General features: G+C 57.5%; 12 protein-coding genes. 8 read left to right on the top strand and 4 right to left on the bottom strand.

Features of this window, described 5'->3' with window-relative positions:
• Positions 1–24: 24 nt before the first annotated feature.
• The 8 genes from KUF73_RS10960 (at position 25) to KUF73_RS10925 (ending at position 8,288) form a co-directional block, all read left to right on the top strand.
• Complete coding sequence (locus KUF73_RS10960) at positions 25–1,671, top strand: acyl-CoA synthetase (RefSeq protein ID WP_218438066.1); 1,647 nt, start codon at positions 25–27, stop codon at positions 1,669–1,671.
• On the top strand, positions 1,655–2,392 hold the full coding sequence (locus tag KUF73_RS10955) for a FadR/GntR family transcriptional regulator (protein ID WP_256345560.1): 738 nt from the start codon (positions 1,655–1,657) through the stop codon (positions 2,390–2,392). Before KUF73_RS10960 ends, KUF73_RS10955 begins: the two co-directional genes overlap by 17 nt.
• A gap of 7 nt (positions 2,393–2,399) precedes the next feature.
• A complete protein-coding gene (locus KUF73_RS10950) occupies positions 2,400–3,113 on the top strand; it encodes a nitroreductase (RefSeq protein WP_218438065.1) in 714 nt (237 codons plus the stop codon).
• Positions 3,114–3,133: 20 nt separating this feature from the next.
• Positions 3,134–3,895, top strand: coding sequence for an SDR family NAD(P)-dependent oxidoreductase (locus KUF73_RS10945; protein ID WP_008018040.1), 762 nt, complete (start codon positions 3,134–3,136; stop codon positions 3,893–3,895).
• A 229-nt stretch (positions 3,896–4,124) separates the two neighbouring features.
• Positions 4,125–5,432, top strand: a complete 1,308-nt coding sequence (locus KUF73_RS10940) for an MFS transporter (protein WP_218438064.1) — start codon at positions 4,125–4,127, stop codon at positions 5,430–5,432.
• A 190-nt stretch (positions 5,433–5,622) separates the two neighbouring features.
• The gene (locus KUF73_RS10935; protein ID WP_218438063.1) at positions 5,623–6,879 is read left to right on the top strand and encodes an aconitase family protein; all 1,257 of its coding nucleotides are present in this window, start codon (positions 5,623–5,625) and stop codon (positions 6,877–6,879) included.
• Positions 6,880–6,888: 9 nt separating this feature from the next.
• Positions 6,889–7,401, top strand: a complete 513-nt coding sequence (locus KUF73_RS10930) for a 3-isopropylmalate dehydratase (RefSeq protein WP_218438062.1) — start codon at positions 6,889–6,891, stop codon at positions 7,399–7,401.
• Positions 7,402–7,427: 26 nt separating this feature from the next.
• Positions 7,428–8,288: an oxaloacetate decarboxylase gene (locus KUF73_RS10925; protein ID WP_218438061.1), complete on the top strand. Its 861-nt coding sequence runs from the start codon at positions 7,428–7,430 to the stop codon at positions 8,286–8,288.
• A 312-nt stretch (positions 8,289–8,600) separates the two neighbouring features.
• Here KUF73_RS10925 and KUF73_RS10920 read toward each other — a convergent pair whose 3' ends face one another.
• Genes KUF73_RS10920 through KUF73_RS10905 form a run of 4 tightly spaced genes read right to left on the bottom strand, consistent with a single transcriptional unit; the run spans position 8,601 to position 11,874 of the window.
• Positions 8,601–9,902: an MSMEG_0569 family flavin-dependent oxidoreductase gene (locus KUF73_RS10920; protein ID WP_218438060.1), complete on the bottom strand. Its 1,302-nt coding sequence runs from the start codon at positions 9,900–9,902 to the stop codon at positions 8,601–8,603.
• Positions 9,903–9,952: 50 nt separating this feature from the next.
• On the bottom strand, positions 9,953–10,288 hold the full coding sequence (locus KUF73_RS10915) for an MSMEG_0570 family nitrogen starvation response protein (protein ID WP_218438059.1): 336 nt from the start codon (positions 10,286–10,288) through the stop codon (positions 9,953–9,955).
• A 1-nt stretch (position 10,289) separates the two neighbouring features.
• Positions 10,290–11,321, bottom strand: a complete 1,032-nt coding sequence (locus KUF73_RS10910) for a sll0787 family AIR synthase-like protein (protein ID WP_218438058.1) — start codon at positions 11,319–11,321, stop codon at positions 10,290–10,292.
• Positions 11,314–11,874 carry an MSMEG_0567/Sll0786 family nitrogen starvation N-acetyltransferase gene (locus KUF73_RS10905; RefSeq protein WP_218438057.1) on the bottom strand — a complete coding sequence of 187 codons (561 nt, stop codon included), beginning with the start codon at positions 11,872–11,874 and terminating at the stop codon, positions 11,314–11,316. Before KUF73_RS10905 ends, KUF73_RS10910 begins: the two co-directional genes overlap by 8 nt.
• Positions 11,875–11,884: the final 10 nt, after the last annotated feature.

Genomic DNA, 11,884 nt, shown 5'->3' with positions numbered 1-11,884 from the left:
TAATAAAGCTCGAGGAGAACAATCATGGCTCGCAATATGGTTCATTACACCCAGGCCTACCGGGACTTTCAGTGGACGCTGCCGTCGACTTTTAACTTCGGCACAGACGTTGTCGACCGCTACGCGCGTGCAGCCGATGGTCCCGCACTGATCTGGGCCAATGCTGCTGGCGAGGAAATCCACCTCTCCTATTCCGACATGTCACGCCTCACCGACAGGTTCGCGTCGGTGCTGGCCAAACGCGGCATACGCAGGGGTGATCGGGTGTTGATCATGCTCCCGCGCATTCCGGACTGGCAGGTGGCGATGGTCGGCTGCCTGAAGTTGGGCGCGATCCCGATCCCTTCCGTTGAAATGCTCACCCGCAAGGACATCAATTACCGCGTCCGTCACGCCGAGGCGCGCGCCGTGGTGGTCCGGGCCGAACATGCGGAAAAGTTCGTCGATGTGCTGAATGAAGTGCCGGTCAGGCTATCGCTGGGAATCACCCCGGGTTTCGAATCCTATGAGAACGCGATGATCGAAGCCGACGGCGTCTTCGAACCTGCCGCGTTGTCGTTGGACGATCCTGCCATTCTGTATTACACCAGTGGCTCCACCGGAGAGCCCAAAGGCGTATTGCACCCCGCGCGCAGTCTGTATGCCTGGCGCGAAGCTGCGAAATACTGGCTCGATCTGGATCGCAGCGATGTGATCTGGTGCACCGCAGACGTCGGTTGGAGCAAAGCCGGTACGTCTATTCTGTTCGGCCCATGGAGCGCCGGGGCCTGCACCTTTTTCTACGACGGCCCGTTTGATCCCGCGCAGCGCCTGGCGTTACTGGCCAAGTACAACATAAGCGTCTACTGCGCGCCCGGCACCGAGCTGTTTCGCGTGGTGGATGAAGATGTGGCCAGTTTTGACCTGTCGCGGCTGCGCCACACCGTATCGGCCGGCGAGCGACTGAATGCCTTTGTGGCCGAAAAGTGGCATAACAAAACCGGCATCCAGGTCATGGAAGCGTTCGGCCAGACCGAAACGCTCATGACCCTGGCCAACTATGCCTGCATGCCGCCCCGTGAAGGTTCGATGGGCTTGCCTTTGCCAGGCAGCGATGTCGACATCATTGACGCACAAGGGCGACGACTGCCTCAGGGCAGTGAAGGCGACATCGCGGTGCGCGTTCCCAATCCCTTGTTGATGCTTGGCTATTACAAGGATGAAGCGCGTACCCGCGAGTCGTATATCGAGGCGGACGGCGAGCGTTGGTTTATCACGGGAGATATCGGAAGCCGAGACGCGGACGGATACTTCTTCTACAGTGGCCGGCGCGATGATGTCATCAATTCAGCGGGCTACCGCATCGGTCCAACCGAAGTTGAAAACGCCCTGCTCTCTCACCTGAGTGTCCTTGAATGCGCGGTCATTGGAACACCAAATGAGGAACGGGGTGAAATCGTCAAGGCTTTCGTGATACTGCGTCCGGGTACAACGCCGAGTGACGAATTGGTCCGAGATCTGAAAGAACACGTCAAGCAGATGACCGCTCCTTATAAATATCCACGCGCCATTGAGTTCGTCGACGCGCTGCCCAAGACCCAGACAGGCAAGATCCAGCGCAGCGCACTCAGGGCACTTGAAAAAAAGAGACTTACCCTTGAAGAACAGTCCATCCATGGCACGTCCTGTTAACTCCGAGCCGACAGAGTCCAGCTTCCGCATGGTGGCTCGAACGATCGAGCAGCGGATTATTTCCGGGGAAATTACGCCCGGGGACATCCTGCCGGCCGAATCCAGGCTTGCGGAACAACTGGGCGTCAATCGTTCGACCATTCGCGAAGCCATCCGCGTGCTGGAACAGAACGGGTTCGTCAAACGGGAACCGGGACGACGCAAGCTGATTACCTCGATTCCCCATTCGGGAGATATTTCCCAGCGCCTCACCGCGACCATGGTGCTGAACCAGGTGACGTTTGAGGAATTGTGGGAAGCAATGTATGCCCTGGAGCCTGCCGCCGCAGCCGCCGCGGCGGTACGCGGCAACGACGAGGACTTCGTCGCCATCGAAGCCAATCTCGCCGCGACGCGGCAGGCGTTGGAGGACAGCGCCAGCCTGGTGGAGCTGGACATCGAGTTTCACGAACTGGTCGCCACGGCCACTCGCAATCGTGCCATTCAAATGGCCCGTGCACCGTTGAGCACACTGTTCTATCCGCCCTTTTACGCCGTGATGTCACGTCTTAATGCGGGCCAGCGGCTTTTGACCGCACATGAGCAGATATACAAGGCGATTCGTGCCCATGACGCAGCGAACGCCCGGGAGTGGATGGAAAAGCATATCCAGGATTTCGAGCGTGGGTACGAACTGGCGAATCTGAACATGGCCAGCCCGGTGCTGATGCCAGAACGATGAGGTCACCATGGATACAAAGCAGCCGCCCCCGAAGGCGCACGACGCGGAACTCAGTGCCCGGCAGGTCATTACGTCCCGTCGCTCCGTGCGCGCGTTTTTGCGAACCCCGGTACGACGGGAAACAGTCGAGCAGGTGCTGGAACTCGCCGCGCGCGCACCGAGTGGTTCGAACGTCCAGCCGTGGCAGGTGTGGGTGCTGACCGATGCGCCGTTGATCAATCTCGGTCTTGAGCTACAGGCGTTGGCACTTGCCGGCAGCTCCGATCAAAAGGAACAACCACAAACCCATCACGTCCGTGAGCCCTATCGCTCCCGGCGGCGAAAAGTCGCGCGGGATCTGTACGAATCACTCGACATCACCCGAGATGACACACAGGGAATGCTCAGGCAAACGTCGCGAAATTTCATTTTTTTCGACGCCCCGGTCGGTCTGTTTTTCACCATTGATCGAGACCTAGATAGCAACCGCTGGCTCGATTACGGCATGTTTTTACAGAACATCATGCTCGCGGCAAAAGCCTACGGGCTGGACACCTGCGCCCAGCAGGCCTTTGTAAAATACGAGGCCGTTATCGCCCGTCGCCTGGGCCTCGCCGACAGTCAGAAACTGGTCTGCGGCATGGCGCTCGGCTACGGCGATTTGACTGCCGCGGAAAACACATTTGTTGCCGAGCGTGCACCGTTGCAGGCATTCACGCAATTCGTCGACACCTTGTACTAAACCAACCCGGGAGCGAGTGGATGGATATCGTCAATAAAGTAGTGATTGTCGCGGGTGGCGGCTCAGGCCTTGGCCAAGCCACGTCCATGGACTTGGCCGAACGTGGAGCCAAAGTGGTGATCGTGGACCTCAACGAACAAGCCGTAAACCAAGTGGCTCACGCCGTCGATGGCATGGCGGTCGCTTGTGATGTGGCCGATGACGACGCTTCCCGTGCCGCCATGCAACGAATCATAGATACGGTGGGACTGCCCGCAGTGCTGGTCAATTGCGCGGGTGTTGCGCCGTCTGCGCGGATCATCTCCAAAAAAGGTCCGGCATCGTTGAGTGATTTTGAGCGCGTCATCCGCATTAACCTCCTGGGCACCTTTAACTGGTTACGTCTGGCGGCGGATGCGATGAAAGACAACATCCCCGACTCTGACGGCGCACGCGGCGTCATCATCAATACCGCCTCGATTGCTGCCTACGAAGGCCAGATCGGCCAAAGTGCTTACGCCGCATCCAAAGGAGGTGTGGTGTCCCTGACCCTCCCGGCGGCCAGGGAGCTCGCCCGATATGGCATTCGGGTAACGGCCATTGCCCCAGGTTTGTTTGGCACGGCGATGCTTGAATCGATTGATGAAGAAATCAAAGATCGACTCATCGCTGACATTCCGTTTCCTCATCGCTTCGGAAAGCCCACCGAATACTCCGCGATGGTACGGGCAATTATCGAAAATCCGATGCTGAACGGCTCGGTGATACGGCTGGATGCGGCATTGCGCATGCAAGCGCAGTAAGCACTCGCACGCAACGTCATCACCGATTCGGATGGCGCTTAAACATCGCATTAATCTGTTATTCGATAGACACCTTTAAACACTCACAAGGCCGTGAACTTGAGAGTTTGACGCTTTAACTAGCGAAGGAGTTCGTGCACCCGAAAAAAGCAGCCATTGATTTAAATCATTATTAAACCAGCGTTAATGCTCTCTCGTTCTTCCAATAATAATTGTCGGAGACAAACTAATGCACCCTGAAAATGCCATCGGACACGCCGACCTATTAGATGCCACTTATCGAAAAATAACCTGGCGCTTACTTCCCTATCTGTTTGTCAGCTACGTATTTGCCTACCTTGACCGGGTCAATATAGGATTCGCCGCCGTACAGATGAAGGCCGACCTTAACTTCTCGGACGCGGTATATGGCCTGGGCGCGGGAATGTTCTTCGTCGGTTATTTCATGTGTGAGATACCCAGTAATCTGTTGATGAACAAAATAGGCGCACGTTTGACCATTGCCCGAATCATGATCTGTTGGGGACTGGTGTCCTGCTGCACAATGCTGGTGACCAGTTCGACATCGTTTTACCTGGTGCGATTGCTACTCGGGATCTTCGAGGCCGGGTTCGCGCCAGGGGTCCTGCTGTATCTGACGCTCTGGTATCCGCCTGCCCGCCGGGCGCAAATGGCTGCTATTTTCCTCAGCGGCGCCGCCATTGCAGGCGTTGTTGGGGCACCGATTTCCGGATGGATCCTCGACGCGATGGACGAAGCCGGCGGCCTGCACGGCTGGCAATGGCTGTTCATGATGGAAGGCGTGCCTTCGGTGCTGCTCGGTGCGTTGGCACTGTTGTTGTTACCTGATCGTCCTTCGGCCGCAACCTGGCTCTCGCATGAAGAAAAAGCTCAGGTTACCGCCAGGCTTGCTACGCCGACATCGAAAGCGAGCCACGGCTTCATCGACGCGCTTCGCGATCCCGTGATCTATTACATCGCTATCGCGTGGTTTACCGTTATCTGCGGGATTTATTCGGTGTCGTTCTGGATGCCGATGCTCATGCAGGACGCCGGTATCAAGACCTCAACCGAAATCGGACTGTGGTCGATCATTCCTTACGGAGCTACGGCCATCGGCATGGTGCTCGTTTCGCGACACTCGGACAAAACCATGGAGCGTCGTTGGCATGCGGCTGCCTGCGCTCTGTTAGGAGCAGTAGGGCTGGCTCTATTGCCAATCGTCCATGGCAGCTTTCTGTTGACGATGTTGTCGTTGACCCTCGCCAGCACCGCGGTGTTTTCGGCCATGCCGATCACATTGGCAATGCCCATGTGCTATTTATCCAGCAAAGCTGCGCCGGGCGGCATCGCATTCGTCAACACCATCGGCCTGCTCGGCGGCGTGGTGAGTCCGTACATGCTTGGTCTGATCAAAACCAACACCGGCAGCCTGGATAACGGTCTGTTCGTCATCGCTGCGATGCTCCTGATCGGCGCCGTGTTATTGGTGGGTTTTGTACGTCTTGAACCGCGGATCACCGCCGTGGTGGCCTGAGAACTTCGCTGAATTCTGCGAAAAGACAACTGCATCGAAGGATCCAGTTGTCACGTTTAAACTCCCGTCTTTAATTTATCAATCAGCCCGGTGACTAGCTGCAATAAGAATTATGCGCTTGTCTGCCTGGGCCAAAAATCAAATACTTCATTTAATCCCTTATATTTTATGCTCGTGCAGGAGTATTCCGATGGGCTACACCATGACAGAGAAAATACTGGCCCGAACTGCGGGCCTGGCAACAGTCAATGCTGGTGATGAAGTTCAAGTAAAACCAGACTTCGTACTGGCATACGACTTCCCGGGTTACACTGATCGCTACTTCAAGGAAATGGAAAGCGAGTTCCAGGTCATACAAGTAAAAGAACCTGCGCGCTTTGGTGTTTTTATCGACCATATGATTCCCGCTATTACGCCGGACGAAGAACAATTCCACAAAGAAACCCGCGACTGGGCGACTCGTAATGGAGTTGAAGTGTTCGAGCGTCGGGGTATCGGCCATCAGGTCGCGGCGGAAGTCGGCTATGCCGTACCGGGCGCATTGGCGGTGCATTTCGACCCGCATATTTCACAACTGGGCACCTTCGGCACACTCGCCCTGGGTATTCACCGCAACATGCTGGAAGCCTATGTTCAGGACACCGTTTCCCTGCGTGTACCCGAGACGGTACGTATCGACTTCAATGGCCAATTGCAGGCAGGCGTGATGGCTCGCGATGTGCTCAATTATCTGGTTAAAACCCTGGGACCCAGCGCGTGCCAGTTTTGTGTAATGGAACTGGCAGGGAGTGGGCTCGCCAGCCTGTCGGTGGAAGGCTTGCAGACCATCACCGGGCTGGCCATGTTCACCGGGGCGATTTCCGCGATCGTCGCACCGGATGCCGTGAGGCTCGATTATGCCCGTTCCAGGTCGCGCAAAGTGCTGGAACCGGTCTACAGCGATGCGGATGCTCGCTACCGGGCGGTCCACACCATCGACCTCGGCACCATCGAACCCTTGATTGTGATTCCGCCCAGCTCCGCTGGAACCCGCGATCTGACTGACTATCTCGGTCTCGAGGTGCATGTCGGCTACCTCGGTTCCTGTGCTTCTGGCCGTCTCGAAGACCTGCGCATTGCTGCGCAAATTCTCAAGGGCCGCACGCTGGCGCCCGGGTTTTCACTCTACGTGGTGCCCACCAGTCAACAGATCATGGCGGCCGCAGCTAAAGAAGGGTTGCTGACCACACTGGTCGAGGCCGGCGCATTCATCTCCTCGCCCAGTTGCGATTATTGCTACGGGCGCATCGGAACCATGAATGCAGGACAACGCGCAGTCTCCACCGGCACCTTGAATGTTCGCGGGCGGATGGGCAGCTCCGACTCCGAAATCTATCTGTGCAGTGCTGCTGCCGTGGCGGCGGCCGCCATTGAAGGCAAGGTTGCCGACCCTCGTCATTACCTTTGAGGATTCGTCATGAGTTTGGTCAATTTGCGCGGCCGCGTCGCCTATGTATTTGAAGAAGAAAATTTCGATATCGATCAAATCGTCGGCGTCAAAAACATCCGGATAAGCGATGCCGAGGTGTTGGCCAAGGTGGCAATGAACGCTTACGACGAGCACTTTGCCGAGCGTATGCGGCCGGGTGATCTGTTAGTCGGCGCAGCCAATTTCGGCTACGGCCATCCGCACTATCCGCCAATGATAGCCATGCGCAAGCTGGGCATAACAGCCGTCATCGCAGAATCTTTTTCCCCGGGTTACTGGTGGGGCGAAATGGCCGAAGGCTTCGCACAAATCGAGTGCCCGGGTATCACCCGACTGGTGAGCCGCTGGGATGAAATAGAAGTGGATTGGAAAGAGCGCCGGGTCATCAACCTCACTCGAGGCACTGAACTGATTTTCAAGCCATTCAGTGCCTCGGATTTATCGGTTCTCGAGGCTGGCGGGCTCATTCCTTACCTCAAGCTGAAACGTCAATGCCCCTAGCGCCGTCCCTTTTCAGGAGAGTTGAAATGCATGCAAAGAAAGGCTTTTACCCGCTGACCGAGGCCTTCAGCGGTCCAAAGGCGTTAGTGATACCTGGGGCCTATGATGCCTTGAGCGCCATGCTCGTCCAGGCGGCAGGTTACCCGGCAGTCTACGTTGGCAGCTATGCAACAGCCGCAGCCGGATTCGGACTTGCCGACGTCGGCGTGTTGACGCTCGAGGAGTTGGCCCGTCATGCCAAGTCTGTCAGTAACGCCGTCAGCGTGCCGGTGATTGCCGATGCCGAGGGCGGTTTTTTCGACCCTGCCAATATCTGGCGAACAGTACAGGCGTTTGAAGAGGCTGGCGTGTCGGCCATTCACATTGAAGATCATGCCGGTGGTAAACACACTGATCTGGAACAAAAATTGGTTCCGCTTGAATTGATGCTACAGCGCCTGCAAGCAGCCTTGGATGCTCGACGCAACCCTGAGTTCTTGATCATTGCTCGAACTGACGCCATCTGGGCCACGCATGATGTCGACGAATGCGTCGAACGTTTAAAAGCATTCGCCAATATCGGGATCACCCACTTTTTTGCCAACGGTGCAGATCCTGCGACCCTGCGGAAAATTAAACAGAAAGTTCCCGGCAAGTACATCGTGATCAATCTACCCAGCGTTCGTCATCGTGATGAATGGGACGGCGCAGCGGATCTAGTCATCGATTATGGCTTCTGCCTGCTGGCAGTGACCAAGGCGCTTCAAGTTGCGCTGAAACAATACAAGAGCGATCCGGATGCGGATCGATCGGACGTGCTTCTCGAAGACTTCGAAACCTTCGAGCGTCGTTTGGGATATGCCGATTTCACCGAACGCGCCCTGCGTTATACAAGCAATGAAAGCTGATCGCCCCATACACCATCGAACTTGTCCCATCCGATGGTCGACACTGTCGGAAGGGTTGGATTTTCCTCCCGGAGCGCTCATGAACCCGATGGCGTATCTAGTACTGTGCCTACAACTGTTGACACCGCCTCATGCGGCTCGTCCTCCGGAGATCGTGATGGATACGAGAACGATCCTGCCTTGGGCGGGCTTCGGTCATCCTCCAGATCCCCTGCACCCGGATGCACGATAAACTTTATTTCAGCCATCCACGGTGCTAGAAGCAAACGCCTCTGGCCTGCTCACACAAGCCAGAGGATTTGGTGGTCTGCCCTACCCTGCCACTAAACGTCGTTTCCGTGAGGTGCCTTCAAGCGCTCCCTCGATAATGTGCTGCACCAGGTACTCCGCGTCCCGCGCTACACCCGAGAAACGTCCTGATCCCCAGGTGTACAACCACGGCAATCCAAGAAAGTACAAACCAGACTGTGCCGTCACTCCGCGTTGGTGCCCGGGATGGCCACGCCCATTGAAGACAGGTGCCTCGACCCAAGTGAAGTCCGGACTGAAGCCAATACACCAGATGATGCTGGTGATACCCTCGCTCATCAGATCCAGCTCGCTACGCTCCTGCACGGGTACCCAACTCGGCTGGTAGCGCTCGCCGGGAGGCGCATCAATCCCGTGTTGCTCGATGTACTTGTCGATCGAGCTGTTGATCCGGTTGTACACCGCATCGGCGGTGTCCAGATTCTCGGTCAGGTTGTTGGCGAATTGCAGGCGCGTGCCTTGCAAGCCGTCGAGCCGACCGAACAACTCCATGCCTTCGCGAGCGAAGTTACGCAGGTCAATGTCCCGCCCGCCATCGCGCCCCGTGACGTAGTGATTGGTGTTGTCGCGCACCCCCTCACGCAGCGGATGCGTGTCGACGCCAATCTCGTAGTAGCCCATTTCCGCCAGCCAATCGACTACGTCCTTGCCCCGATAAAAACGTGCGCAACGCGGCGCATCCCCTACCGCCAGGTAGACCTTGCGACCGGCCAGGTGCAGATCTTCGGCAATTTGCGCACCCGACTGCCCGGAGCCAACGACCAGCACATTGCCGGCGGGCAAGGCCTGCGGATTGCGGTATTGCTCGGAATGAAGCTGATGAATGCCGGCCGGCAAACGTTCGGCCAGGCGCGGGATGATCGGCGTGTGATATCCGCCCGACGCGACAATCACTTGATCAGCCGTGAACTCGCCCTGCGAGGTATGCACCTCGAAACCACCCATGCTGCGGGGAACCACGCGCTGCACCGTGACACCTTCACGGGCCGGGGCATTGACCGATCTGACGAAGCCAGCCAGGTATTGATTGATCTCGTCCTTCTTCATGAACCCGTGAGGATCGTGGCCGTTGAAGCCATCGGTGTAGGTGTAACCCGGCAACGCGCATTGCCAGTTGGGCGTTACCAGACTAAAGGCATCCCAGCGCTGGTTGCGCCAGGTGTGGGTCAGGCTGTGTTTTTCCAGTACCAGATGATCGATGCCCTGCTGTTGCAGGTAGTAGCTGGCGGATAACCCGGCCTGTCCGCCGCCGACGACGATCACGCTGTGGTGTGGAGGTTTGATTGAAGTGAGGTGGCTGGTCATGGGGACTCCGGTACTCGGTAACGAAAAGGGTTAAAGGAAAAATCGACGACTCAGAACGAGCTCCAGCCGGCACCGAGCACCTGGCCGGCGCCTTCGGTACGCATGCTGAGAATGTCCACTTGCCCGGCAGCGTGGCCGGGCTCGACCAGGTAGCTGGCTTGGCCTTTGAGCGAACTCAAGGTGTCCATCGCCGAACTGCAATAGAAGCCCTTGACCTGCTTGACCCGCTCCGAGGCATTGTTCAAGGCACTTTCGATACGTTGCAGGAAGTCCGTCAGCGGGTAGCTGGCGCCCTCCTCCAGGTATTGATAGATCACGGTCGAGGGTGAGTAACCGGTCGCTTCCCGGCCATTGGGCCAGCGGATTTTGAAATTGACGGCGGGCATGTCAGTGCTCCTGATGATTAAGGTTCAAAGGGGTCAGATCGAGATGGGGGTAGCTGAAGCCGGTAAACGACTGCTCGCGCAGGTTCCAGAAATCGCCCTGTTGTGGGCCGGACTGAACGCTCAACGTGGCGCTGGCGTTGACTCGGCCAATGCGTTCGCAGCGCACGCCCTCGAAGGCAAATGCGCTCTGCACTTGCGGCCAGTCACGCTCATCCAGCGTCATCAAAAAGCCATAGCTGGGGAACACTTGCAGCCAGCGCGCGAGGTCGCTATCCGCAGGGCATGGCAGCCCAGACAAATCGATGGTCGCGCCGCAGCCGGTGGTTTCCAGCAGCATCAACAGACTGCCAAGCACCCCGGCGTTGCTGATGTCTTTTGCCGCCAGCAGCAACCCTGCTTCGGCCAGGCGCGGCAGCACTTCGAGTTTGCTGCGCAGGCGCTCGGCCGGTACGCCTTCAAAGGCTTTCCAATAGGTGCTGTCGGCATGCCAATGGCCTTCCAAGTCCACTGCCATGGCGATGACCTGGCCGGAGGCCACATGCAAGGTCGACAACAGTTTTTGCGCAACGCCGGTAATCGCCACCGCAAGCGCAGCCGGATTACCCGCCGTGAGGCTGGTATGCCCGCCAGCCAACAACAATCCATATGCGTCGCAGGCCGCACGAATACCCGCCAGCAATTGCTGCGCGGCAACATCGTCGTGATGCCAATACGCATTGACCACCGCTGTTGCGCGACCGCCCATGGCGGTGATATCGCTGACATTGGCCATGACCGCCGACCATCCGGCAAACCAGGGCGCGGCCTCAACGAAAGCCGGCAACATGCCTTCGATCGCCAGCAGCTGGAAATGATCGCCGCAGGCAATGGCTGCCGTGTCATCGCCGGGCAAGGCGTAAAGTTGCTCGCGAGTCAGCATTTGTTTCGCGTCGCCGATAATGGCCGCCGGCTGCTGGATCGCCTGTTTCGAGCGCATCGCCGGTGTGTTGCGCACGCTGTCGAGCAGCGCCGCCAAATCAACAGTCTCAGTCATGGCGAGCCACCTTCAGCGCACGCAATGAGACCTGACGCGGCATCAACGGGTAGCTCGGCAAATCCGCCTGCATCAAACAATGCGGTTGCCCGAGCAACTCCAGTTGTTCGAGGGTTTGCCAGTGCAAGCCATGAAAATAGACTTCGTTTTGTGCCTGTACTGTCGCGCGAAAAACCTCGCATCCCAGATCCTTGGCGCGCGACACCGCTTCGTTGACCAGTGCCTTGCCGATCATGCTGTGCCGCCGATACGCCGGGGCCACGCACAGCCGCCCGCCAAACCACAGGCCCGGCTCCGGCTGATAGATGCGCACCGCGCCCACCACCTGATCGCTGATGCCGCAATTGCCGGCCAGCGCGACGATGGCAATCGCCTGGAAATCATGACTGTCCTTGTCTTGCACCAGCAGTTGCTGTTCATCGGAAAACACCGAGCGCCGCAAAGCGAAATAGGCCTGTTTCTCCCAATTTTCGCTGGCGGGCTTGACCCGCAACTCACCCGCACGGAACGGTTCGAAAGTGCTGTCAACCAAGGCAAAGGTGGAATTCGGCATGGTGATTCTC

It is taken from the genome of Pseudomonas sp. PD9R, assembly GCF_019200975.1.
Classification (GTDB): domain Bacteria; phylum Pseudomonadota; class Gammaproteobacteria; order Pseudomonadales; family Pseudomonadaceae; genus Aquipseudomonas.
This window is presented reverse-complemented; position numbering and strand designations above follow the sequence as displayed.

What these genes read in the sequence shown, in the direction of transcription:
- KUF73_RS10940 (WP_218438064.1), top strand. Translation starts at nt 4,125, where the DNA reads ATGCACCCTGAAAATGCCATCGGACACGCCGACCTATTAGATGCCACT.
- KUF73_RS10960 (WP_218438066.1), top strand. Translation starts at nt 25, where the DNA reads ATGGCTCGCAATATGGTTCATTACACCCAGGCCTACCGGGACTTTCAG.
- KUF73_RS10920 (WP_218438060.1), bottom strand. Translation starts at nt 9,902, where the DNA reads ATGACCAGCCACCTCACTTCAATCAAACCTCCACACCACAGCGTGATC.
- KUF73_RS10925 (WP_218438061.1), top strand. Translation starts at nt 7,428, where the DNA reads ATGCATGCAAAGAAAGGCTTTTACCCGCTGACCGAGGCCTTCAGCGGT.
- KUF73_RS10910 (WP_218438058.1), bottom strand. Translation starts at nt 11,321, where the DNA reads ATGACTGAGACTGTTGATTTGGCGGCGCTGCTCGACAGCGTGCGCAAC.
- KUF73_RS10950 (WP_218438065.1), top strand. Translation starts at nt 2,400, where the DNA reads ATGGATACAAAGCAGCCGCCCCCGAAGGCGCACGACGCGGAACTCAGT.
- KUF73_RS10935 (WP_218438063.1), top strand. Translation starts at nt 5,623, where the DNA reads ATGGGCTACACCATGACAGAGAAAATACTGGCCCGAACTGCGGGCCTG.
- KUF73_RS10915 (WP_218438059.1), bottom strand. Translation starts at nt 10,288, where the DNA reads ATGCCCGCCGTCAATTTCAAAATCCGCTGGCCCAATGGCCGGGAAGCG.
- KUF73_RS10930 (WP_218438062.1), top strand. Translation starts at nt 6,889, where the DNA reads ATGAGTTTGGTCAATTTGCGCGGCCGCGTCGCCTATGTATTTGAAGAA.
- KUF73_RS10955 (WP_256345560.1), top strand. Translation starts at nt 1,655, where the DNA reads ATGGCACGTCCTGTTAACTCCGAGCCGACAGAGTCCAGCTTCCGCATG.
- KUF73_RS10945 (WP_008018040.1), top strand. Translation starts at nt 3,134, where the DNA reads ATGGATATCGTCAATAAAGTAGTGATTGTCGCGGGTGGCGGCTCAGGC.
- KUF73_RS10905 (WP_218438057.1), bottom strand. Translation starts at nt 11,874, where the DNA reads ATGCCGAATTCCACCTTTGCCTTGGTTGACAGCACTTTCGAACCGTTC.